Origin of the sequence: Holdemania massiliensis (genome assembly GCF_022440805.1) — a bacterium.
GTDB lineage: Bacteria > Bacillota_I > Bacilli_A > Erysipelotrichales > Erysipelotrichaceae > Holdemania > Holdemania massiliensis_A.
On sequence record NZ_JAKNTK010000001.1, the window covers coordinates 2,800,495 to 2,823,437 of the forward strand.

Here is a 22,943-nt window from a genome sequence, read left to right on the forward strand (position 1 = left end):
TTACCAGCCTCCTATCCGTGTGCCTCGTTTGATCATCTGATCCTCCAGGCTGTACCTGGTGGCGTCAATGCTGTGGTTGTCTTTATCTGGGTAGCTGCCTTTAAAGTTACCGTTTTTATCTCGCTCCAACTCGCAACTGCTAAACTCCCGGGCTGTGTTTGGGCAATAGCGAGGGTCAATGATGATCTCGTTGAGATCCTGTAGCCACTTAATCCCGTGGTCAACGGATCCGGGACCTTTTTTAGCGCCGATGATCCGCAGACCGAGCTCCCTAAACTCGTTGATTGTCCGTGGATCCTCACTGTCCGCGACAACCAACTGATTAAGCGGATTGAGCAGCTTGATCTGCTGGACTGCCTTCGCATTGGATAATCCCACTTGATAAAGCTCGCCAAAAATAAAAAGACGTCTGCGCGTCTTGTCGAAGTGATTTTTAACATAGGCAAGCGGATCAGCGGCAAAACCGAAGTCTAACCCATGATGAATTTTGTCAAAAATTGTCATCTCATCAGGCGTGATCTCTCTTATTGTAACGTTGTCAAACACCTGACCACCAGTGCCAGTTGCCTCGCCGAGGTATTCATGCCGGTAAGCCATCGGCTTGTTGCGTTTAAGCTCCTCAGCCTCGATGTAAAATTGAGGACCGAGCCACCCACGCGGAACCGATCGGTAGTCGCTGTGATGGACGATTGTGTCCGCCCTAGGCAGTAGTACGTCCTGGTTAACCCAGCTGTTGATACTCTTAGGCGGGTTCCAGCTGTAGAAGACCCAGTAACGATCACCGCCGCGCATTAGGGACTGATTGATCGTGCGCTCCTCCTCGTCTCCGTCAAACTCATCGCGCTCCTCGTACCATGTGTATGCAAAATAGCCATGCTGCAGCTTGACGGATTTAATCTTTTTTGGCTCATCTGCGCCCCTAAACACGATACGCTGACCAGTAGGCAGATAGGTTAATCCCAGAGGGGAGTATTTAGGTTTCCAGAGATGCTCAACACCGAGCTTTTCAATCGCCCACAGCAGCTGCTCAAAGACTGACTCCTCTAAGTAGCGTCCGACCTTGCGCAGCACCATCGCGTTGGCGTCTGGATTGGACATCATGCCCAAGACAATCATGATGCTGATAAACGATGACTTGGTGGATCCACGTCCGCCGGCAAGCTTGTAGTGAGTATGCTTGTGCTCTATGATGTCCCAATACAGATCGTAAAAAGATGGGGCAATCAGCTCCGTCAGTTTAATCCGAGTTGTTGGTAGGCTTTGGGATGTCATTGATAATTTCCACCTTGGACGCACCCTCGATATTGATGTCTTGTTTATCTTTCCAACGATCAGGTTTGCGATTTTTAAGCCAGAAGATCTGTGCAGTGACATCCGGCAACACCTGCTTGGTTGTTGTTTTGGTCTTTGTGCCATCAGGACTAACCTCAGTGCACACCTCATCATACTCATATCCAATCGCCCGCTTATACAGCGCACTCTCGACTCGAGCATCTGCGACCTCTTTATTGACGGTAAGCGTCTGCATCAACTCCTCGTGCTCTTTTTTATACCCACTGAACGTGCTCTCGGACACGCCGAGCTTTTTAGCAATGTCACGCTCGATCGCGCCATCACGTGCCCACTGAGCGATCATATCCAGCTTAGGCTTTACATGTGTCTCATATTTACCGCGCATCCTATCACCTCCTGATATAATCGACACTTTTCGACAATTCCGTTCATTTTATGCAACATTTGTATGTTATTTTAATTTATATGCTTTATATGGCTTAAATCCGGTGTTATTAGTTATACTCTCAAATTAAAATAACTTTGAGAGGAGGAAAATAATGGAAAGATTATATCCTAAATGCTGCTTAAGCTGTTCTCACAGGCTGGAAGTTTATATCGCCCTGCTGAACACTCTTGAGCAGTTTTTTGATCTTACACCGGACGAGGATGATCGAGTTGACGCTCTTGTCATCCATGGCATCGCTGTGGAGCTGCTCAAGGAGTGCGGCATCGTCAACCAAGGCTACAACCTGTTGGCCAGTGCTCTGACTTATGCGGTGTTAGATCAGACACTGTTGCAAAATCTCAAGGGCCGTCTCTACCCAAAAGTAGCTACTGCTCATCACACTACAGCCACGCGCGTCGAGCGCAATATCCGCACATCAATCGAGGGAGCTTGGACCCGAGGTGATACCAGTGTGTTATCAAAGTATTTTGGCAACACTATCCTGTCTGCCAAAGGCAAGCCCACCAATCTACAGTTTTTGCTTGTGATGAGTGATATCGTACATAAACGATGCATCATCCCACGCCATCCCGTCAAATAGGCCTCGTGCCTATTTTTTATTTAGTCCCGCAAGGCGATACGCGGGGCTGTGAGTTTGCAGGCTGTGTGTCAAGGGGAAAAGGGAGATAGAAACAAGAGGTTTTTTATATGCCTGCCGCATCCAGCCAGAAGGAGAAAGAACCAGCTGGAAACCAAAGAAAAAGCACCCCGCTAAGAGTGCTTGATATGTTTGACCGTCGCTGGGCCACTTGCTTACGCAGAGGTGTGGGCGGTACTAATACCCACTGGCATCTTACACGCGTATAGTACCATAAAAGTCAACCGCACGCGTGCGGACTTTTACAAATTGAGTCAATTCTGTCCCGCAATCCTGACTTGGACAGATTGACCATGGGCGCCGCAGCCTGATAGCTGTACCCCTCCTCATAAACCAGTTGGACAATCTGCCGATCCTCCATGCTTAAACTGTCAAGCCAGTCATCCAGTCCTAAAGCAGACCTTGCAGCTCTTAACTGCTCCAGCTGCGCCTCGATGGCTGCCTTTTGCACGCAGAGTTGCTGACCTGGTGGATGCTTGTTATCTAAGCCTCTGATGTGCATCTCTCTGGCAGCCTGCTCTGGCCAGTCCTCATGCAGCCAAAGATAGGTGCTAAGATCAAGCAGCCATACTCGTAACTTGCTAATCTCACGGGAGTATGACCCGTACACTCGCAGCTTATCCTTTGTCCTTTTGATCCTCTCGTCCACTGCCATCCCCCCTGTCTCGTCTACTCTGTGCCTTGTGGCTCCTGCAGGAGCTGCTGATCATCCTCATCCGCTGGCTGCATCATAAACGCCAGCAGCTTGTCAGGATTGGAGCAGATACCCAGCAGCTCACAATAATCACAGTAGTTATCCGCGCCTAAGACGCAAGGATCTGATCGGCTAAACTGCTCGCACAAGACCGCGGCATATTTTTCAAGATTCTTCATCCGACAAAACAAACCCCCATTCTTTTAATCTTTTGATCAATTTTTTCTTTTCTTTCTGCAGCTCTTTGTTATCCGGATCCATGCGCAGGGCAGCATCGAGATCGCGTATCTCAGCTAGGATCTCAGGAGGGGTCATCACCTGTCACCTCCAACCCTATCCAGCACAAGCACCGCGATAACAAACGCGACGGCGAGCAGCGCGGGGATCATTGATAGCCTCCCAGCGCGCTCTGCTTGCCATGGATCCAGCTCTTGACGTCGCGCGTCTTACCGCCTGCCATCTTGATCAACCGGGTACGCTCTTGACTGCTTAATCCGTCCCATCCAGCCTTGGTCAGCTGGATCTTGTAGTTTTCGCGGCAGTTTTTTACCTCCAAGACAAAATATGTCTCGCTCATTAGCTAATCCTCCAATCTCTCTACTCGTGCCTTGACCGCGTCAATCAAGGCCTGTTGGTTTGCATCTTTTGTCTGCAGCCGCCGCAGGATGTCCTCGTCAACAGTACCCTTGCAGACGATGTGGTAGATCCGCACGGACTGCCGCTGGCCCTGCCGATGCAGCCGGGCGTTGGCCTGCTGGTAGATCTCCAGATCCCACGTCAGCCCAAACCAGACGACGATATGCCCGCCGTCCTGCAGGTTGAGTCCGTGCCCCATGCTCGCCGGATGGGCAAGCAGCAGCTGGATCTTGCCGGCATTCCAATCCGCGATATCGTCAGCGTCTTTTATGCTGCGCGGCTCATAAGCCGCAAAGCGATCCATCAACCTCTGGAAATCATGCTTGAAGTTATAAAAGACCATAACCGGCTGACCATTAGCCTCCTCGATCAGCTGCTCCAGTTCATCCAGCTTGGCGTCGTGGATCGGCTGCCAGCTGTGATCCTCCAGGTAAACAGCACCGCTGCTAAACTGTGTCAGCTTGCCCGCCAGGACGCCCGCATTGGCCGCTAAAAGCGGATTATCGCTGTCCTGGAACTCCAGGAACTTCTCACGCTCAAATCGCCTGTATGCGGCCATTACGGCCGGCTGAAGCTGAATCTCTCGTGTCAGATCAATCCGATCAGGCAGCTGCAGCCAGTCAGCAGCCGTCATACTCATGCACACGTCGCTGATCTTGTCATAGATCTGTTGCTCGGCTCCGTCGATCGGGATGTAGTCGTAAACCACATAACCATTACGCCGACCTGGGATAAAGTATCGCTGCTGATAAGCCCTCATCGTCTTACCCAAGCGTTCGCCTCGGTCGATCAAGTAAAGCTCTGGCCACAGGTCCATCAAGTTCCGCGGCGCTGGTGTCCCGGTTAAGCCGATGAACCGGCTGAACAATGGTGATAGCTTTTTAAGGGCTTTGAATCTTTGGCTTTTGGGATTTTTGAAGCTGCTCAGCTCATCCACGACCACCATATCAAACGGCCAATGAGCACCGCATTGCCGGATCAGCCAGACAACGTTATCGCGATTGATGATGTAAATGTCAGCCGGAGTGCTGAGTGCCTGTAATCGTCGTTTTGCGGATCCAAGCACTTTGCTTATACGCAGGTGCTGCAAATGATCCCACTTACTGGACTCCCGGCTCCAGGTATCCTCGGCTACTCGCAGTGGCGCAATGACCAGGATCCGACCTCTCGCAATCTCAAAGTAGTCGTAAATCAACTGATCAATCACCGTTAGCGTGACTACCGTTTTGCCGAGGTCAGAGCCCCATATCAAGAAATAAACCGCAGCGCGGATGATCCAGCGCGTACTGCTCGGCTATTGCTTGGTATGGGTGTGCTTTATATCGCATTTTGATCACCTTCTCTCTTCGTTCCGAATATTTCTGCGATTCGCCTTTCCGATTCACGCTGGCTTTGAATTTCAGCATGTACTAGGTGATCGACAAACTCATCAACTTCTTCCTTTGTCCTCAAACGAAGAACTGTAAATCCTTCCCTTTCCAGCTGATGCTTTCTCCACTGCTGAATTTCACGAAGATCCTTTCCTGGAGCCTTCATCTCAACGAAGAAGATTTTCCCGCAAAACAGAATAATCCGATCTGGCACCCCAACCGTACCTTGTGACGTGAATTTCCAAGCCAGTCCTCCAAGGTTGGTCACTTTATCGACAAGTCGTTTTTCCAGCTCAGCCTCTAGCGTTTTGTAACTTTTTGAATTTCTTAAGCTCATATTCTAAATCCTCGATTCTTGTTTCTCTTTGCTTGAGAAGCAATTCAATGACGGCCAACCCTTCATACAGAAATCGTAAATCCAATTCAACTAAGGCGGATTCAGGATCCATCAGTTTAGAGTTGTTTTGATATGTCAGCCGATCCAAAGCTTCACGCTGCAGTTCAATTACATTTTCTAAAGCGGCGTGTTCTTTCATTATTTCTGGTTTCATGTTTTCTCCTTTTTCAGTGTTTGTAGGCTGTAGGTCATTCCTCCCGCGCGTATGTACATATATGCGTTTAGGCGTGCTAGGCGTATTCGCTTACCCCTACTACTCCTAATATATCTATTACATTAAGGGTAAGTCCTACAGTCCTACAAACTATCGTTTAAGCCTTTTGACGATGGATTTTAGTGTGTAGACTGTGTTTTTTTTACATGTCCTACCATCCTACAACATCCTACATTGCTGTCTTAACAAGTCCTACACAGAGCCACGCCAGGAACTACATTTACGTTTCATCTTTTTTAATTCTTACGAATCCAACGCTAGGATTTCCCCCTGGTCGTCTGACCCGTTTTCGATACTCCCACCCCTCTATTTTCCGCATTGCATCCGCAATTTGTTTACTCATTCTCATGTCTAACTTCACCTTTGATAACCCAAAACACTCTCGGCCTACTTCGATGATAGACACTCGATCGCGCTGCAGAGTTCTCTCCTTATCTTTATATAAGCCGTAAGAATCATTGAAAAACTCCACTCTTGATTCATCTGTCCATGTTTTACTGCTGTACCAATCTGCAGGAAGCAACGTATCTAAATATTCTTTGATAGTCTCGGTGTAGCTGTCCAACTCCGCGCTTTCGCGCTGCTTTTCGGCAGCTAGCATCGCAAATTCTCCCTGCGCGAACCAGGAATCCCCGCGTAAGAAATAGAATTTCGCTTCTGCCCAGATCTGATCAATTTCTTGATCCAGGTCTTTGAATACGTCTTTTGAGCGCTTCTGAATCCCGATCTTCACCGGCCAGAATCGGCGGCCACCCGTCGCGTCACGAATGAAGTTTTCATTGTTCGTGGATCCGATCAGGATGGATTGCCGCAAGTAGTCTTTATCATTACGACGGTACGCCTTCCGGAAGGAATCAGAACTGGATGAAATGAATGCTTTGACTGCTTCCACTTCCGCCTTTGCCATACCCGCCAGCTCAGCAAGCTCAACAATCCACTTCCCTTGAATGGCACTCATGGAGTCCTTATCACCGAACCGGTTAACAGAATCGGTGTACCATTCTTCCCGGCGCGCTAACTTACGGATAAACGTTGATTTTCCAAGCCCCTGCAGACCAATTAAGACGAGCGCATTGTCCATCTTACAGCCAGGGCGGTATATTCTCGCCACTGCACCGACCAGAGTGTTCTTCATTGCTTCCCTTGTATAAGCGCTGTCTTCCGCTCCTAAGTAGTCCACCAAGAGCGTTTCTATACGAGCCACACCGTCCCATTCCAACGGTTCAAGGTACTCCAGAACGCTGCTGAAACGGCGCTCATTCATGACGATAGATAAGGCATCCTCTGCCTTTGATTTTACGTCAATGTCGTATTTCTTTTCCAAGTAACTCCGCAAACCGGCATCATCGTTGTCTTCCCATCGTCTTGTTCCTGTCTGTTCATCCCAAGGCAAGGGTCCATCAATTTCATAACGATATGCAAAAGTGTTGTAGCCTTTGATATGCTTCAATTCTTTATCATTCCGCAGAATAAGTTCAATGTTTCCGCGAGTAGGTTTTTTCCGTTGCTTCCCATCAAGCTCGAAGCCGTTCATCCACGCGGCATCATCTTCATCATCGAAATCGGATATACTTTCTTTCATGTAAAGCAACTTAACCTCTGGATCAGCAGCTGCCATATCCATCATGGCAAGATAAGACGGCAACTTATTGACTGGCGTGTCCACTTTGGCATCATCATCGAGATCGCCAAACTTGTGGATCCGCACCAAGTCAAATGCGTTGCACAGCTTGCCGGATGCTGGATCCGTGCCATGATTGGAGTAAGCAAACTTATCGTCATACAGCACCAGACCCGCAGCCGTTGAACCGCCGGCATAGGTGTACCGGCCGGGTAGATTACATGGCAAGTAGACATCATTTAAAAATGTCTCAATGGCTGCATCTATGCTGTACGTGCGGCAGAAGGCACCAATCAGTCCCTCTTTGGTTAGCGGATCACCTTGGCGCTTGGCCTGCTTGTGGACGATCTCCGTGACTCTGGAGGACTGCGGCCAGAAGCTCACGTCGTGCCAGTCTGGATAATTAGCTAAGACGACATCAGGATCCAAGAAAGGACCATCCTGCTGGTTAAAGATAAACTCTCCATCCTTGCTGGTGCTTGGCCAGTACATCAGCCGGCTGGCCTGATAGGTCGTATCATCAAACTGATCGATGCCAAGCTCCTTGGCCACCCAACGAGCGATCGCCTCGTACTCCTCGGCACTGACCTCTCGGGCCAGTGGGATGATCAGGCGGACTCGCTGTGCCTCTGGCTTATGCTTATGCGTCGAGTAGATGCAGCAGGCATAGTCATTAAGCAGCGTCAAGTCATCCCAAAAGCTCGGCAGCGCGTTATCCACGTCAAGGGTAAGGACAGTCCGGCAAAGCACTGTATCGCTCTTACGCTGCCCCTGTGCGAGCCATCCGCCAACAAACCCGCCGACGTCTTTGATCTCATCCTGGTTAGGCTTTTTGAGCTTGGCATACTCGGCCATCGTCTCCCGGGTACGGTAAGTCTCTGACAGCTTTTTACAGAGGTCATTCCAGCTGATCTCGATATTTTTCCACTTTTTTGCTTTTCGGCTTGCGCCGGTTGCAATCTTCAGCTGCATAGATCATACCTCCCAGCTCAGCTGCTACGCTTCATCCGTTGCAGTGATTGCTCCGCACACACGCAGTGCTATAATTTCTTGTCTAACGCTTTCAGCTGATTCAGGATTTCTGAATTCGAGTTTTTGCAACCATGGTTCATAGTCTAAAACTTCATCACTGCCCATTTTTCCGGTAATCGTGCCGTAAATACCATTTGTCTGCAAATAAAGGTAAAAGCAAAAACGTCTTGAAGGGAACTTTTTACGATATCCATCTTCGGTTGCCTCATACCCCGCTTGTGTCAATTTATTAATATCTATGTTGTTGATTTTTAACATTTTTTTTGACCTCCTTAGTCTTTCAAATAATAGTCTGATGTATAGCCAGCGGCTGTCAGGTAGAGATCAGGCGCCCAGGCAAGCTGCGATCCCATCAGTTTACGGATCGCTGCCAGGTGCAGATCAGCGTCTTGCTTGGGTACTTCGACAATCAGCTCATCGTGGATGTGAAAGCAAATCTCGTACCCGGCAGCTGCCACTTTGAGCATGGCCTCTGCCAAACAGTCCCTCGCGATCGCCTGGACAATGTTTTCCACGAGTTTGCCGCCGTATGTATCTTTAACTCCCCAGACGCGCTTACCCTGCTCCATGCCTTGATATTGGATCTTACCCTCATCAGTCAGACGCGGCTGCAGGTAAGCAAGCTGACGCCCGGAAGGTAATGTGATAAACAGGTAGCCTTTATCACACTTAAAGTGGACACCGTGATGCAGATTAAACTCAGAACGATTTTTCAAACAGACCCGTACTCTGTCATCCACGTCATGCCAAAGCCGCACAATATGAGGATTGGCTTTGCGCCAGGCTTTGACCAGCTTAGGCAAATCCTCCTCAGGTACACCCATCTTGAGAGCGCCCATTGCGATCAGCGCACCAGTACCACCTTGATAGCCAAGCGCTAAAGTAGATACCTTGCCACGCTGCCGTAATGGCTTGTCAATCTGATTAATCGGGATGCCAAACATCTTAGAGGCAGTCTGCTTATAGATGTCACCATCATGCTTAAATACCTCGCAGACCCAGTCCTCCCCCGCCAACCAAGCGATCACCCTCGCCTCAATTGCGCTGTAATCCGCGATCGCAAAGGTATAACCCTCTTTAGCGGTAAAAGCCGTCCGAACAAGCTGAGAAAAGATGTCAGACATGGAAGGGTAAAGCATCTCCAGCGTCTCGAAGTCTTTACGCTTAACCAGCGTTCGGACTGCATCGATCTCCGGCAAGTAGTTTTTAGTCAGATTTTGCACTTGAACCAACCTGCCGGCCCATCTGCCTGTACGGTTAGCGCCGTAATACTGCAGCGTGCCATGGATTCGTCCATCAGCAGCTGTGGCGTCTTTTAACATTTGATACTTTTTGACGGATGCCTTCCCAGTCTCCAGCCGGTTATTGATTACGGTACGCACAGGATCCGGGATCTCCGTATCAAGCAATGTCTCCAGAGTCTCCTTGCGTATGTCAGGGATATCGACCCCCTGCGATTGGATCCAGGACAGCAGCTGATCCCGGCTGTTGGCATTGGCAAGCCCGGTGATCTCTGCTGATTGATCTAGCAGATCAGAGGCATGGGCATCGTTATACTCCAGCACCGCATCAACCAGATCCATGTCGATCCGGATGCCGCGATCGTTGATCCGCTGATCCTCTCTATAAATAAGCAGTTCGTTTGGCAATGGTGGGAACTGCTCCAGGTATTTGCCGATCGCACGCTCCGTCTCTACGTCTTGCTTGCAATACTTACAAAACAGATCCCACTTATCCATATCATGGTAAGGGTAGTTGCGGGTGCGCTCTCCATTTGCCTTAGTCGGCTTGCACGGCTTACTAAAATAGTTGATCAGCAGCGTTCCGGATTTATCCTTTTGTTGCTCCAATTTAAGTAATGCAGCGACATCGCCCAGGCGGCCAGGCAGACCCAGCTGGGCGGCATGAGCCATCGTACACCACCACTGCCTAACATCCAGCTGCGTGCCCAGGTATTTGCCTATACAGACCCGTTCAAACTGAGCGTTATAAGCCTTTTTGAGCACCGTCTTATCCGTTAGTGCCTGCACGACATCCGCCGGCAGCGCCTCACCACAAGCCAGATCGATCAACTCCACCGGCTCATCGTCAAAGGCGTAAGCAAACAATAATATTTGAAAATCAGGGGCGTCTACATATCTGTAAACGCCCAGTTTGATGTCAGTGCTGCTGTAGGTCTCAATGTCGATGGACAGCTGACGCATGATGATCACCTCTAGTCAAAGAGGTCGTCATCGTCGTCTACTTCGATATCTGCGAATGCTTCATCAGCGGTGATTCGTGTAGCCAGCGCTTCCCCATCTCGCCGGAACATGAATCCATTCAATCCACAGGCGATGCCTTTGTTACCTGCAGCATTAAATGGATAGAAAGTCACCGAAGCGTTGCCATAACAGCCACTATACACTTCGGACTGTGTGGATATCGGGCGTTTCTCACCATCAACGATAAATGGTGGGCGGCTCATTGAGCAGTTTGCATTGATGAAATACGCATCTTCATAGGCCGGATCATCAGGACGTTCTTCGTCGCCGTCTCGCAGCGGCATTTTTAAGTTCTTCGGAATCACACCGCCCCACTTACTTGTCTTGCCGTTCTCCTTTGCCAGCTCAATCGCTTTTTTGATTTTTGCGATCGTCTTCTTATCTGACTTTGGGATGATGAAGCTGGCCGAATATTTCTTTTCCTGACCTTCTTCAATGGCTGCTGGTTCCCATAAATGCTCGTAGGATAATCGGACGATTCCTGTTGATACTGTCGTTTCTTTTACTGCCATGGTTTTATTCCTCCTCAATTTCCATTTCTTCTAAAATTTGTAGTTGTGGGTTATACTCTTTACGCTTATCTGTTTCAGGAGCCAGCGTCGGAGCGCCGGCCGGCTTAACGACCAGATCACCAAGTAAGTCTGCAAAGAGCTTCTTGCCGATGGCTTTCTCCATTTTCGTAATGCCAAGCAAAACCTTTTCGTAGATCGTAGCCTCTGCATAGCCTTCTGCTTTAAGCTTTTCGGCCACTTTATCCTCATCAACATATTTGCGTATGCTACGACCCTCAACCAGCTTCCACCCCGGAATCTCATTACCTTGCAGGATCTGATCCGTAGCGTAGCTGGTGAGTGTATCCATCCAAGACTTAACCTGGCCAAGCTGCCGCAGAATTACGCCGAGCTCTTTTTTGTTGAGCGCCGCAGGATCTTGATGATCCTCGATCAGTTTTTGATTGACTGCCGCTCGGTGCCTGCAGTTTTTGGCTGGACACCAACGACACCAATCGCCACAAGCAAACTCACCCTTACCCTCGTATGCCTGTTGGGCCACTGGAGCTACTTTATGGTCTCCCCAATGTCTGATCTCCGCCGCCGAAGCAAAGCTGGTACTGATGTGGTCCAAGCGCGGCTGGTTGATAGTCATACGCACCAGGTTGATATCGTACAGATCTCCAAAGAGATTAAGAGCACCAAGTGCATACAGCATAAGCTGTGGATTTAAATTGGCGTCGACCGGTACTCCCTTACCGAACTTTAAGTCGATAATGTGTAAGGTTGCATCAGAGATGATGATCACGTCACCGGTGCCAAAGCCATCAGGCACGACATCACTAAAGTCAACTCGGGTTTCCAGCAACATAATCGTATCAGTCGACTTGTCCTTATACTCATTATAAGTCTCCACGATCCAATCAATATAAGGCTGCAGCTCTCCACGGATCCGCAGATCATCACCCTCGTAGACAGGCTCTGACGTGCCATCTTTAAACGCCCTCAGGCACTGTTCAGCGATCTCATGAGCCCGTGTGCCCTCCTCAGCGTAGCTGCTTGTAGTCTGTGGATATCGCTCGGCCAGACGGGCAGAGGGTGGACAGTGCATCCACCGATTTGCCGCTGACGCGCTGAGAACAGCGTGTGCCCGTCCCGTATGATTGATTACGTCTGCAGCCATTACAGTGCCTCGATCTCTGCCTTGACTGCTGGCAGATCCGCATCGGCGATCTCCGAGAGTTTAGTGCCACCGTGTTTTTTAAATACACTCTTGATATCAACACTTGGATTGGCAGCTCGCTTGTTGGACGCAACAGCCTTGATCTCTGCCCGCAGTTTGGTGTAATCAATCTCTGGTCGTGCTGTGTCGTTGATCTGTAACTCCTCTGCTGGAGCCTCAGTGGTTTCCAGGATTAGCTCTGCTGTCGGTTCAGGTTGAGCTGTTGGTTCCGGTTCCGGCTTAGGCTGCTTTTTTGTCTTCTTTTCAGTTGGTATGGATGTGATTGTCTGCCGGGACAAGCCCTGCAGCAGTATGTTGACCAGGTCAATCAGCGACTGACCGGCTTCGAGCGTTACTTTTACTTCCATGTGTTTCTCCTTCTATTTTTCATAATCGGTCTTTCCAGTAAACTTTTTGACGAAATACTTTACTCCTTTTTCCGTTACCTGGACTTCTAATGACATCCGCGCTTCGGCTCCTTCGTAGTAAATTTCTTCAAAGACTCTGAATAGCCCCATCTTCATACTTCTTCTTGTTGGCACGTTCCGGCTATTTTTCTGCCGGATGAGGTATCCATGATTCCGCAGCCATTCAAACAGCTCCAACCTACCAATGGAGTAACCATTCTGCGTGAGGAGTGCAGCTAAGTCTCCGATCATCATCAAGCCGTCTACCTTGCCGATCGCTCTGGCATATTCGGCTAGGGGTAACAGCTCCTGCTTTTCCTGCTCTAGAATCTTGTTCCTCTTTTCTGATATCTGCAGCGCCCTTGACATGATGTGTTCCGGACTGTTCCAACGTTTTTCAATTTCAAGGAAATATCGTCTCGCCTGCTTCCCTTTTTCATTGCGCTGGATCATCGCGATCTCTTTTGCCATGTCAATGGTGATTTGATAATCTACCACTTCCTGCACACCTCCAGGGGTCGGACATTTTTGGGACACCCTTTGAAAGTCAACACCTTCCTCAAATCCATATTCGCACATTCTCGGAAACCACTTTCTGAATTCAGTACTTAACTCTAAAAATTCGTGCAGTTCCCTTGCTGAGAAAGTGATGCGTTCATCATCGTAGTTAGCTTTTAAAAGTTCCACTTGATTCGTCCTCACTTTCCAAGGCTTTTGCGACACTTTCTGCGACTGATTCTAGCCACCCCTTCGCCTCGTTATCACTCAACTTAAACAACAGCATAAGCGTAACGCCTGCGACCGCTTTTTTCGCTGATGGTCCTTCAGCAGCGATTTCCTGAAAGCCGACCAGACTATCCGTAAGCCTTTTGCAAAATTCAAGCTGAGCTGCCACTTTATCTTTTTGGCTTTCTTCTCTTTCATAGGCTTCACGGGCGAGTTCCTCAAGCTCTTGCACATACAACTTCGACCGCTCTTCATGTGCTCGCTCGTCAGTGCAGACCGTGCCAGAGTTCCATGCCAGTTCATCGACGCGATTCTGCGCTTCCTTATTAGGCTGCATCTTCCGAATAAAGCTGTAGGTGACTTTTAAGTTATCCGGAGTCAGCTGCCTAACACCAAGCAACACAGCTTCCAATAACTGATTCATACCGTTTTCTCCGGTTCTGGACACTCGTCATAAGCCTTAACTGCCTTATAAGCAAATTTCAGCTTCTTCCCCGTCATCTGATTCAAACGCTTGATTGTAAGCTCCCTGTAGATTTCATCGTCCAAAGACGGTTGTTGCTGTTGTTGTTTCTTTTTCATTCCAATCTCCTTTCAGTTGTGCTAAAATGGAGATGATCTCAAGGACATTAAGATCATCTTTGCGTTCCTATTGCCTCCAAGCTATAGGGGAACGCTTTTTTTGTTCTTCCAGCCAGTCATCAAACTTCGTTGTGTCGATAAGGTAATGACTGTTTTTTGTGTTTCCTGTCCGCATACACGGACAACCTGGCTGGTGAACGTACTCCCTGAGCTGCTTTTTGCTGAATCCCAAAGCACTCAGTTCCGACAGCTTCATCAGCTGTTTCGGATATTCCATTTTTGATCCGCCTCCTTTCGTTCCACTTTTGTGGCACATAAATCTTAAAAAAATTTGATTGTTTCTAGCGGCAAGTTAACGGCTTCTGCGAACCTACATGCCTCATCAACATAAAAGCGTGAAACTCCTTTTTCTTTGTTAATGTAAGCATTTTCGGAAATGTTCAATATTTTGGCCATTTCCTTTTGTGAAATCCCGCTAACCTTTCTTGCCTGCTCCACAGTTAGTTCGATCATGTCACCCTCCAATCCGTTCCACATTTGCGGCACAACTTTAGTATAGTCAATCGTCATTTCCTTGTCAACAAAAATATGGAACATTTTTTTCGTTTCTTCTTGATATGTACCATTTTTGTGGTATCATAAAATCAGAGGTGAGAATATGCCACGATTAGATAAAGATTTATACATTGAACTCGGTGCTTTGTTAAAAGAAGCTCGTGAACAAAGACGCATGAGTTTAGATAGCTTGTCAGAAGCATTAAATAGCTATAAAACAAAAAGTACTCTCAAAAGATATGAAGATGGTGTATCACGACTTGATATGGAAACCTATCATAGCATTTGCGAAGTTTTAGGCATCGACCCCGATTTAACGTTACAAACGGCTCGAGCTCGAGAAGCTTTCAAAAATTTAGAATTTACTGATTCCGGGGAACTGCTTGATCACGAAGATGGCAGTAGATCAGTGATTGATGATGACGTGTACAGTAACTATTATCACAAGATGAAAAACATTATTAATGATGTTGTAAAACTTCCTGTATACGCTCCCCTATGTTGCGGGAATGGCTCTTTTGTTGACGATGAAGTTATTGATTATGTCGTTGTTCCAAGTGACTGGCTATCCGCAGGAAAAGAGTATTTCGGTCAGATAGCGAAGGGTGATTCAATGATAGAAGCGCAGATCAATGATGGAGACATTCTGATTTTTGAGAAGACCGGTGTCATTGACAGCGGCACGATAGGATGTTTTTGTATAGATGATAACATTGCAACTTGCAAAAAGTTTATGGTTGGTGAAGATCACAGTATCTACTTAATGCCCGCGAATGGCAAATACCCACCTATAAAAATTGACGATGAAGAAACGCATTTCAAATGTGTTGGAAAACTGGCTTTTGTTGTCAGCGATAGGAGGGATAGATGATGTTTAAAAAAAAGAAAAAAAAGAGTAAAGATCAAATAGAGATACAATTTAATCTACTTGCATTATTAATTTTCTTTGTATCACTCACAACCGTCTTTTTTGCTTATCTCTTAGGGCAGTTAAGTAATATATTTAGTTCGATACTTCCTAAATCCTTTATCGTTGGCACCCAAGATGGTTGGTTAAGTCTGCTGGGAGCTCTAGGTGGAGGTGCAATGACTTTATTTGGAGTATGGTGGACCATTCAGGATCAGAGCGCAAAAAGAAAAGAAGATTACGAACTTCAGGAAGAAAAAAGAAAAATGGATTTAGCCATCCAATATCGACCAATTGTTGAGTTAACTCAAAATAAAATTTCTGGCGAGCTTAGAAAAGCTGACTCTCCACACACGTTAATTCGTTGCTCCTTTATCCTAAGAAATACGGGTAGAGGCGAGGCGATGAATTGCACTTTTAAAATAGAACCGGGAATTGGAATGGAAGCTTCCGGCCACAAGCTTTTAGAATGCTCAAGCTTTGGAGACGAAATAAAAGCATTAACCATTAACTCAGAGAGAACTATTCGCTCTTTACTCTATTTCGATCTTAACCAGAAAATATCCACGTGTGATCTTTATTTAACAATTTCATACACCGATGCTTTTAGCAATAAACTAGAATCTAGGTACGTTTTAGAATATCAAATTCAGCAAGAAGAATATTTTATTAAAATCGGTCCTTTAGATTATCGAATTTTATAAAAAAAACACCCCCTGCGCCAACAGGGAGTGCGAGTGGATCAGCGCCAACTGATCCCAGAGCATAGAAATCAAACCCGCTAAAGTCTTTTTTCTATGCTCCTATTATAGCAAAGATAGGAGGAAACCACAAATGCCAAAAGCGAAGTACAAGAAACGAAAAGACGGCCGTTATGCCACCTCAGTCATGATCGGTTACAGACCAGACGGGAAGCCCGATCAGAGAACCATTTATGGTAAGACCATTGCGGAGCTGGAGAAGAAAAAGGCCAGCATGCTTGTGGATCTGGAGCGTGGGATCTTCGTTAAAGACAAAGACATGACTTTCGGTGAATACTCGCAGCGCTGGTATAAGAACAAGTGCATTGGTATTGAAGAACAAACCAAACTGATGTATCTCTCTGTACTCAAGAACTACACAACGCCGCTTAACGCCCTGCCGCTGGTCAAGATCACGAAGATGGATTGTCAGGAAATCATCAACAGTGCGCTGAATAAGCCGAGAACCTGCCAGAAGATCAAGATCACGCTAAATCAGATTTTCAACAGCGCTATAGAAGACGCTCTGCTTTACAAAAACCCTTTCAAGGGTGTTCAGCTGCCGAAGTATAAAAAGCCCGTCAAACGACCTCTCACAAAAGCAGAGGACATTTTGACGGAAGTCACTGAGTTCACGAACCGAGAGAAGATGTTGATCCTACTTCTCAAATACTACGGTCTGCGTAAAGAGGAAGCACTGGTTTTAACCAAAGATAATTTTGACTTTGAAAGGGAGCAGCTGCGAATCAAAACCGCGGTATCCCTCATTCATAATCAACCAGTTGAGAAAGAAACAAAGTCTGACAGCGGAACTCGCCATCTGTTCCTGATGAAAGAGCACATTCCTTTTTTCAAAGCCTACCTTGAGCGGATCAGCGCCTACCGGATTTTCACGAATCAAAACGGCGAGTGGATCACGGAGCAAGGCTACCGGCGAATGTTTGAATCCATTATAAGGAAGATGACCGTTAAAGCCAAAGAGCTGGAGCTGCCGCCACCAGAAGGCCTGACAGCCCATGTCTTCCGCCACAACTACACTACAATGCTTTATTACGCGGGAGTTGGTATTAAGGACGCACAATATATGCTAGGACACTCCACAGCCAGTGTGACGATGGACATCTACACCCATCTCGATAAAGAGAATGAAGACGCTCGCAATAAATTACAAAACTACTTATCCTCAAAAGCTACTCTTGAAAAGTAGCCTTTTTTTATCATAATTTAAGCTGTTGTTAAAAGCGGTTCTGACCATTATTTGACTACGTAGACCATTTTTGACCATTAAAACTGTAGTCAATTTAGGCAAACTTTGACACACTTTCATCACACACTTCCAAGGTATAAAAAAAGCGTTTAGGCCTTTTGTTAAGGGCTTAAACGCATGTTTTTAAGTGGTGGTTCCAGCCGGGATTGAACCGGCGACACATGGATTTTCAGTCCATTGCTCTACCAACTGAGCTACAGAACCATTGGTTGCGGGGGAAGGATTTGAACCAACGACCTCCGGGTTATGAGCCCGACGAGCTACCAGACTGCTCTACCCCGCGATAACTAAGCATAAATTTTCAATGGCGGAGGAACTGGGATTCGAACCCAGGCGCCGGTTTCCCGACCTACCGGTTTTCAAGACCGGACCCTTCAACCACTTGGGTATTCCTCCAGAATGACTTGGTGGACCCTGTAGGACTCGAACCTACGACCAGCCGGTTATGAGCCGGCAGCTCTGACCAACTGAGCTAAGGGTCCGAAGATCCTAATCAAGCAAATGGTAGCGAGGGTGGGACTCGAACCCACGACCTTCCGGGTATGAACCGAACGCTCTAGCCAACTAAGCTACCTCGCCAAAAATTTAAATCATGGTCGGGATGACAGGATTCGAACCTGCGACCCCTTGATCCCAAATCAAGTGCACTACCAAGCTGTGCTACATCCCGAAATATAAGTTCCCATCGGGAACTGTTTTTTAATAAAATGGCGCGCCCAGTAGGAATCGAACCCGCAACCTTTTGATCCGTAGTCAAACGCTCTATCCAGTTGAGCTATGGGCGCATATTTCGTTGTTCTTATCAACAACGCTTTGTTATTATAACAGAGTCAATGTTGAATTGCAACAACTTTTTTCATTTTTTACAGCTTGATTTTTAGGATTGGTGGGGATGACGGGACTCGAACCCGTACGATGTTTCCATCACCGGATTTTAAGTCCGATGCGTCTACCGATTCCGCCACATCCCCAATAAATTGGAGGTACCTGCCAGATTTGAACTGGCGATCACAGAGTTGCAGTCTATTGCCTTACCACTTGGCTAAGGTACCATTACCATTTCGCTGTGCTTTATTATTATATATGAACTCCTATTAAAATGCAAGGCTAAAATGAAACGAATTTCTGCGGCTTTTCAAAACAAAAAAGGCGCTCATTTCCAGCGCCCTCTTGTGCATTTGTTGATAACTTGTTCAAACTTTTAACTATTTTTGACTTTAATCCAGAGATCCGCCAGGATCTTTTTCAAAACTTCATTATGCTTAAACACTTCATCTTTAGCATAACCAACGCGTGGCAGGTAAGCTGGATTTCCATCATATTCGCCTCCCGGCGCACTCATTTCTTCCAAAACATTTTTATTGCTGGAAGCATAGCCGACAGTACTGGAGTTATCATAGGAAGCATCATCCGTCAGGATGTAATTGATAAATTCGTTAGCCAGCTTCGGACATTTTGCATTGGCTGGAATGACCATGGCATCGCTCCACAGATTTGTGCCTTCTTCCGGCAGCCAGTAGGCCATATCCTCATTTTCCGAAAGGATATAGGCAGCATCGCCGCTGTAAACGACCGCGATATCTTTTTCACCCGTAACCATGCCGTCGATAACTTCATCCGTCACATAGGATGGATCCACCTTCTTATCCATATCCAGAAGCCATTGGTAGGCCTCCTGAATCTCATCTTCATTTTCTGTATTCATCGAATAACCCAACGCTTTAAACGCCATCATAAACGAATCCCGCTCCGAGTCATAAACGAAGACATGACCTTTATATTTCTCATTGCGCAGAACATCGAACCCTTGTGATTCTACATCGGCCGGGTCAACATTGTTTTTATTGTAGACAATGCCGACCATGCCCCAGAAATACGGCGCAGAATAGGTGTTATCCGGATCATAGGACAAGCCCTTAACCCCATCCGCTAAATTAGCCAGGTTGGGAATCATAGATTTATCCAACGGCTGAAGCATGTTCTCATCAATCATCCGTTCGATCATATAGTCTGATGGAACAAGAACATCGTACTGACTTCCGCCTAAAAGCTTTGTGTACATTTCCTCATTGGAAGCGAACATAGAATAGTTAATTTTTACATTGTACTGCTTTTCAAAATTGGACAAGACGTTTTCCCCGACGTACTCACCCCAGTTGTAAACATTTAACGTGCTGCAGCCATAGACTTCCTGCGGATCAACATCACTCTTGCCGCTGCCCCCGCAACCGCTCAGCGAAACAACCATCAAGCCGCATAACCCCAGTTTAATCCAGTTTTTCATTTTTCTTTAATTTCCTTTCTTTTATCATTGGAATCACGTTGACCAGAATCAGAACGACGGTGATCATCACCACAATAATTGTGGACAGCGCGTTGATGCTCGGATTGATTCGCTTATACATCGAGTAGACATAAATCGAAATGTTGTTAATGCCCGGACCGGTAGTAAAGAAGGAGATCACGAAATCATCAAATGACATCGTAAAGGCGATCAGGGCGCCGGAAACAATGCCCGGCATGATCTCCGGCACAATGACTTTGGTTAAGGCCTGCCATGGGGTAGCGCCCAGATCCAATGCTGCTTCCGGCAGATTGGGATCCATTTGTCTGAGCTTGGGCATGATGCTGAGCATGACATAGGGGATACAGAAGGCAATATGCGCCAGCAGCAGCGTCATGAAGCCTGTTTTGATATTCAATGAAGTAAACAGAAGCATTAAGCCGATCGCCGTGACGATTTCCGGGTTCATCATCGGCAGATTGTTGATCTGCAGCGTCAGTTCTTTTACGATGCGGCGGGATTTGGATAAACCGATGGCCGCAATCGTTCCCACAATCGTCGACACAACCGTAGCGATGACCGCGATCACCACGGTATAGTAGATGGATTCCATAATCGTGCGGTTGGCAAACATCTTTTCATACCACTGCAGAGAAAACCCAGTAAATTTGCTTAATGACTTGCTGTCATTGAAGGAAAAGACTACAACATACAGAATCGGCAGATAGAAGAAGGCCAGAACAAGCAGCAGATAGAATCGGGAGAACAGGGATTTCAGCTTTTTCATGCGCGGCTTTCCCCCTTATTCTCATAATCGACCTTCTTGGTAATGAACATGGAGATCATGATGATCACTGCCATAATCAACGAAATCGCCGAACCAAAGTTCCAGTCTCCCGTCGAAATGAAATAGTTTTCGATCAGGTTGCCGACCAGAACGTAATCGCCGCCGCCTAAGAGCTTTGGAATGAAGAAACTGGAGACGGCTGGAAGGAAAACCAGTGTGATCCCGGAAATGACGCCGGGCATCGACAGCGGCAGCGTCACGCGCAGAAATGTCTGCACCTTGTTTGCGCCCAGATCCTCAGCCGCGGTTAACAGACTTTGATCCATTTTCGTCAGCGACGTATAAATCTGTAAAATCATGAAGGGTATAAAGTTATACACCATGCCGACAAACACTTTAAATTCACTGCTGACAGGAAAATTCAGCAGAATGCCGCGCCAGGCATAAGTTCTGACCAGCATGTTGATCCACATTGGCAAGGTGATTAACAGCACCATAATTGACTTGCGGTTTCCCTCCAGCTTGGCGATAAAATAGGCCGCAGGATACCCCAATAAAATACAGATCACGGTTGTGATCAAAGCGATTTTTAATGACCGCCACAAGACGTTGGGAAAGATGCTGTCGGAGAAAAAGCGGGCAAAGTTCTCGAGCGTGAACTGCAGCGTCAGTACGGAATTGCCCTGCTTGGTAAAGGCGTACAGGATAATCAGAAGCATCGGCGCTAAAATCATAATTGCAATCCAGATCAGATACGGATACAGCATGCGCGCAAAGGATTTCATAGCGGCTTACACTCCCATCTTGGACATGACATGAATGTCTTCCGGTGCGAATTTGAGATCGACTTTCTTGCCTTCCTCCTGGAAATCCGTTGTATGGATCTTGAAGATGCGGCCTTTGGTCGCAAAGGTGATGTCAAAGTCACCTTCGGCAATTTCTTCTGGGTCAAAATCATATTTAACTTCACTGATCTCAATCGGACTGTCGTCCTCCAAATCCCAGGCTTCGGCGCTGGCCCACATTTTTAAATCCGTGTTCAGCGCGACGCTCTCTTTGATTTCATCCGGTGTTTTATAAAAATCGAAGGCCGTGATGCCGATGTTGTGCTTGTTGTCCTCAACATATTTCGGTTCAACAACACTGATCTTGATCGTAATCGACGTTCCTTTGGAAGTACCGAAGGTCGCAGGATAGGTACCTGGCTGCGGTTTGATATCATAATCCACTGTCGTCAGTGATACAAATTCATCTTCCTCATCCCATGCCTGGGCATTCGCGCGGGCAATGACGTCAGCATCGCTCATCTCCGCCACGTCTTCCAGGTCCATCGTGAAGTCATTGGCGGAAATTTTTTCGTGCGCCTCCGGATTGGTCGTATCATGATTGGCCAGAACGTGCATTTTTACCGTTTTGGCGGTTCCGGATACAGTCTGAACCATAATTTCATAGTGAACGCCTTTAAACAACAGCGATTTAACCTCACCGTTAAGGATACCCTGACCGCGTGGCACGATATCAATGTCTTCCGGCCGGATCACAATATCGACGTTTTCATTTTTCTTAAAGCCGTAATCAACGCAGTCATAAATCTTATCATCAAACATGACGCGGTAATCATCCTTCATCACGCCATCGATGATATTGGATTCGCCGATGAAGCGGGCAACATATTCATTTTCTGGTTCGTTATAAATTTCTTCCGGTGTTCCGATCTGTTGGATTTCGCCGTCCTTCATAACGACAATCTTATCCGACATCGTCAGCGCTTCTTCCTGGTCATGTGTAACGAAGATAAACGTAATGCCGACTTCCTTCTGGATCTTTTTGAGTTCATGCTGCATTTCTTTGCGCAGCTTGAGATCCAGCGCCCCTAAAGGTTCATCCAAAAGCAGAACTTCCGGTTCGTTGACCAAAGCGCGGGCGATCGCCACCCGCTGCTGCTGTCCGCCCGAAAGCAGGGTGACATTGCGCTTCTCAAAGCCTTCCAACCCGACCAATGAAAGCATACGCATCACTTTCTGCTCGATGACATCCTTGGATTGCTTCTTTATTTTCAAACCAAAGGCAATATTCTCATAAACATTCATATGCGGGAACAATGCATATTTTTGAAAAACCGTATTGATTTCCCGCTTGTACGGCGGCACTTGGCTGATATCCTGACCATCAAAAATAATCTTGCCTTCGGTCGGTTCCAAAAATCCGCCCAAAATTCGCAGCAGCGTCGTCTTGCCGCAGCCTGACGGGCCTAACAGCGTGACGAATTCATTTTCATAAATATCCAGGTTGACACCTTTCAATACGATCTGACCATCGAACTCCTTTACGATATTCTTAAACTGAATTAGTTTTTTCATCCGTAATTC

The 22,943-nt window shown here is 47.1% G+C and carries 28 protein-coding genes and 9 tRNA genes; 4 read left to right on the forward strand and 33 right to left on the reverse strand.

The features are described 5' to 3' along the window. Positions 1-1,272, reverse strand: a complete 1,272-nt coding sequence (locus MCG46_RS12955) for a PBSX family phage terminase large subunit (RefSeq protein ID WP_240280371.1) — start codon at positions 1,270-1,272, stop codon at positions 1-3. Further along, on the reverse strand, positions 1,238-1,678 hold the full coding sequence (locus tag MCG46_RS12960) for a hypothetical protein (RefSeq protein ID WP_240280372.1): 441 nt from the start codon (positions 1,676-1,678) through the stop codon (positions 1,238-1,240). Before MCG46_RS12960 ends, MCG46_RS12955 begins: the two co-directional genes overlap by 35 nt. A 154-nt stretch (positions 1,679-1,832) precedes the next feature. Here MCG46_RS12960 and MCG46_RS12965 point away from each other — a divergent pair, with 154 nt between their 5' ends. Next, a complete protein-coding gene (locus MCG46_RS12965; RefSeq protein ID WP_240280373.1) occupies positions 1,833-2,321 on the forward strand; it encodes a sporulation initiation factor Spo0A C-terminal domain-containing protein in 489 nt (162 codons plus the stop codon). Between the two features lie 277 nt (positions 2,322-2,598). On the opposite strand, the gene MCG46_RS12970 is transcribed toward MCG46_RS12965, so the two are convergent. From MCG46_RS12970 to MCG46_RS13055, 18 genes are all read right to left on the reverse strand, one after another. After that, the gene (locus MCG46_RS12970; protein WP_240280374.1) at positions 2,599-2,988 is read right to left on the reverse strand and encodes a sigma factor-like helix-turn-helix DNA-binding protein; all 390 of its coding nucleotides are present in this window, start codon (positions 2,986-2,988) and stop codon (positions 2,599-2,601) included. 59 nt (positions 2,989-3,047) lie between these two features. Then, positions 3,048-3,251, reverse strand: coding sequence for a hypothetical protein (locus MCG46_RS12975; protein ID WP_240280375.1), 204 nt, complete (start codon positions 3,249-3,251; stop codon positions 3,048-3,050). After that, the gene (locus tag MCG46_RS12980) at positions 3,238-3,387 is read right to left on the reverse strand and encodes a hypothetical protein (RefSeq protein WP_240280376.1); all 150 of its coding nucleotides are present in this window, start codon (positions 3,385-3,387) and stop codon (positions 3,238-3,240) included. The genes MCG46_RS12975 and MCG46_RS12980 overlap by 14 nt, the downstream gene beginning before the upstream one ends. Positions 3,388-3,457: 70 nt before the next feature. After that, the gene (locus MCG46_RS12985) at positions 3,458-3,649 is read right to left on the reverse strand and encodes a hypothetical protein (protein ID WP_240280377.1); all 192 of its coding nucleotides are present in this window, start codon (positions 3,647-3,649) and stop codon (positions 3,458-3,460) included. A 3-nt stretch (positions 3,650-3,652) separates the two neighbouring features. Next, on the reverse strand, positions 3,653-4,960 hold the full coding sequence (locus MCG46_RS12990; RefSeq protein WP_240280378.1) for a DEAD/DEAH box helicase: 1,308 nt from the start codon (positions 4,958-4,960) through the stop codon (positions 3,653-3,655). A gap of 65 nt (positions 4,961-5,025) precedes the next feature. After that, positions 5,026-5,415 (reverse strand): VRR-NUC domain-containing protein, encoded by a 390-nt coding sequence (locus MCG46_RS12995; RefSeq protein WP_240280379.1) that lies wholly within the window; start codon positions 5,413-5,415, stop codon positions 5,026-5,028. Continuing rightward, positions 5,372-5,629: a hypothetical protein gene (locus tag MCG46_RS13000; protein ID WP_240280380.1), complete on the reverse strand. Its 258-nt coding sequence runs from the start codon at positions 5,627-5,629 to the stop codon at positions 5,372-5,374. Before MCG46_RS13000 ends, MCG46_RS12995 begins: the two co-directional genes overlap by 44 nt. A 280-nt stretch (positions 5,630-5,909) precedes the next feature. Next, on the reverse strand, positions 5,910-8,282 hold the full coding sequence (locus MCG46_RS13005; RefSeq protein WP_240280381.1) for a virulence-associated E family protein: 2,373 nt from the start codon (positions 8,280-8,282) through the stop codon (positions 5,910-5,912). A 24-nt stretch (positions 8,283-8,306) separates the two neighbouring features. Further along, positions 8,307-8,600 carry a hypothetical protein gene (locus MCG46_RS13010; RefSeq protein ID WP_240280382.1) on the reverse strand — a complete coding sequence of 98 codons (294 nt, stop codon included), beginning with the start codon at positions 8,598-8,600 and terminating at the stop codon, positions 8,307-8,309. A 14-nt stretch (positions 8,601-8,614) separates the two neighbouring features. Further along, on the reverse strand, positions 8,615-10,546 hold the full coding sequence (locus MCG46_RS13015) for a DNA polymerase (protein ID WP_240280383.1): 1,932 nt from the start codon (positions 10,544-10,546) through the stop codon (positions 8,615-8,617). An 11-nt stretch (positions 10,547-10,557) separates the two neighbouring features. Next, positions 10,558-11,118: a DUF2815 family protein gene (locus tag MCG46_RS13020; RefSeq protein WP_240280384.1), complete on the reverse strand. Its 561-nt coding sequence runs from the start codon at positions 11,116-11,118 to the stop codon at positions 10,558-10,560. 4 nt (positions 11,119-11,122) lie between these two features. Further along, positions 11,123-12,280: a DUF2800 domain-containing protein gene (locus MCG46_RS13025; protein ID WP_240280385.1), complete on the reverse strand. Its 1,158-nt coding sequence runs from the start codon at positions 12,278-12,280 to the stop codon at positions 11,123-11,125. Then, a complete protein-coding gene (locus tag MCG46_RS13030) occupies positions 12,280-12,687 on the reverse strand; it encodes a hypothetical protein (RefSeq protein WP_240280386.1) in 408 nt (135 codons plus the stop codon). Before MCG46_RS13030 ends, MCG46_RS13025 begins: the two co-directional genes overlap by 1 nt. A gap of 12 nt (positions 12,688-12,699) precedes the next feature. Beyond that, the gene (locus tag MCG46_RS13035; protein WP_240280387.1) at positions 12,700-13,413 is read right to left on the reverse strand and encodes an antA/AntB antirepressor family protein; all 714 of its coding nucleotides are present in this window, start codon (positions 13,411-13,413) and stop codon (positions 12,700-12,702) included. Continuing rightward, the gene (locus tag MCG46_RS13040; protein WP_240280388.1) at positions 13,394-13,876 is read right to left on the reverse strand and encodes a hypothetical protein; all 483 of its coding nucleotides are present in this window, start codon (positions 13,874-13,876) and stop codon (positions 13,394-13,396) included. Before MCG46_RS13040 ends, MCG46_RS13035 begins: the two co-directional genes overlap by 20 nt. Further along, a complete protein-coding gene (locus MCG46_RS13045) occupies positions 13,873-14,034 on the reverse strand; it encodes a hypothetical protein (RefSeq protein WP_240280389.1) in 162 nt (53 codons plus the stop codon). The genes MCG46_RS13040 and MCG46_RS13045 overlap by 4 nt, the downstream gene beginning before the upstream one ends. A 67-nt stretch (positions 14,035-14,101) precedes the next feature. Continuing rightward, the gene (locus MCG46_RS13050; protein ID WP_240280390.1) at positions 14,102-14,311 is read right to left on the reverse strand and encodes a hypothetical protein; all 210 of its coding nucleotides are present in this window, start codon (positions 14,309-14,311) and stop codon (positions 14,102-14,104) included. A 44-nt stretch (positions 14,312-14,355) separates the two neighbouring features. Next, positions 14,356-14,547: a helix-turn-helix transcriptional regulator gene (locus MCG46_RS13055; RefSeq protein WP_240280391.1), complete on the reverse strand. Its 192-nt coding sequence runs from the start codon at positions 14,545-14,547 to the stop codon at positions 14,356-14,358. 145 nt (positions 14,548-14,692) lie between these two features. Between MCG46_RS13055 and MCG46_RS13060 the strand changes: the two genes are divergently transcribed. The 3 genes from MCG46_RS13060 (at position 14,693) to MCG46_RS13070 (ending at position 17,443) form a co-directional block, all read left to right on the forward strand. After that, complete coding sequence (locus tag MCG46_RS13060) at positions 14,693-15,460, forward strand: helix-turn-helix domain-containing protein (RefSeq protein ID WP_240280392.1); 768 nt, start codon at positions 14,693-14,695, stop codon at positions 15,458-15,460. Continuing rightward, positions 15,460-16,200, forward strand: a complete 741-nt coding sequence (locus MCG46_RS13065) for a hypothetical protein (protein WP_240280393.1) — start codon at positions 15,460-15,462, stop codon at positions 16,198-16,200. The genes MCG46_RS13060 and MCG46_RS13065 overlap by 1 nt, the downstream gene beginning before the upstream one ends. 130 nt (positions 16,201-16,330) lie before the next feature. Next, the gene (locus tag MCG46_RS13070; protein ID WP_240280394.1) at positions 16,331-17,443 is read left to right on the forward strand and encodes a tyrosine-type recombinase/integrase; all 1,113 of its coding nucleotides are present in this window, start codon (positions 16,331-16,333) and stop codon (positions 17,441-17,443) included. A gap of 188 nt (positions 17,444-17,631) precedes the next feature. Here MCG46_RS13070 and MCG46_RS13075 read toward each other — a convergent pair. The 13 genes from MCG46_RS13075 to potA all read right to left on the reverse strand — a co-directional run bounded on the left by MCG46_RS13075 (position 17,632) and on the right by potA (position 22,934). Next, a tRNA-Phe gene (locus MCG46_RS13075) sits at positions 17,632-17,707 on the reverse strand. Positions 17,708-17,709: 2 nt separating this feature from the next. Beyond that, positions 17,710-17,786: transfer RNA gene (locus tag MCG46_RS13080), tRNA-Met, on the reverse strand. Positions 17,787-17,808: 22 nt separating this feature from the next. Then, positions 17,809-17,899: transfer RNA gene (locus tag MCG46_RS13085), tRNA-Ser, on the reverse strand. Between the two features lie 9 nt (positions 17,900-17,908). Then, positions 17,909-17,985 (reverse strand) — tRNA-Ile (locus MCG46_RS13090). 20 nt (positions 17,986-18,005) lie between these two features. Further along, positions 18,006-18,082 (reverse strand) — tRNA-Met (locus MCG46_RS13095). Positions 18,083-18,096: 14 nt separating this feature from the next. Next, positions 18,097-18,173: transfer RNA gene (locus MCG46_RS13100), tRNA-Pro, on the reverse strand. A 38-nt stretch (positions 18,174-18,211) separates the two neighbouring features. Continuing rightward, positions 18,212-18,288: transfer RNA gene (locus tag MCG46_RS13105), tRNA-Arg, on the reverse strand. Positions 18,289-18,387: 99 nt separating this feature from the next. Continuing rightward, positions 18,388-18,474, reverse strand: a tRNA-Leu gene (locus MCG46_RS13110). 7 nt (positions 18,475-18,481) lie between these two features. After that, a tRNA-Cys gene (locus MCG46_RS13115) sits at positions 18,482-18,555 on the reverse strand. Between the two features lie 149 nt (positions 18,556-18,704). Continuing rightward, positions 18,705-19,787: an ABC transporter substrate-binding protein gene (locus tag MCG46_RS13120; RefSeq protein ID WP_040451165.1), complete on the reverse strand. Its 1,083-nt coding sequence runs from the start codon at positions 19,785-19,787 to the stop codon at positions 18,705-18,707. Next, entirely contained in the window at positions 19,771-20,574 is an 804-nt protein-coding gene (locus tag MCG46_RS13125) for an ABC transporter permease (RefSeq protein ID WP_040451167.1), read from the reverse strand. The genes MCG46_RS13120 and MCG46_RS13125 overlap by 17 nt, the downstream gene beginning before the upstream one ends. Beyond that, on the reverse strand, positions 20,571-21,359 hold the full coding sequence (locus tag MCG46_RS13130; RefSeq protein WP_240280395.1) for an ABC transporter permease: 789 nt from the start codon (positions 21,357-21,359) through the stop codon (positions 20,571-20,573). The genes MCG46_RS13125 and MCG46_RS13130 overlap by 4 nt, the downstream gene beginning before the upstream one ends. Positions 21,360-21,365: 6 nt before the next feature. After that, positions 21,366-22,934, reverse strand: coding sequence for a spermidine/putrescine ABC transporter ATP-binding protein (potA, locus tag MCG46_RS13135; RefSeq protein ID WP_240280396.1), 1,569 nt, complete (start codon positions 22,932-22,934; stop codon positions 21,366-21,368). Positions 22,935-22,943 lie beyond the last annotated feature (9 nt).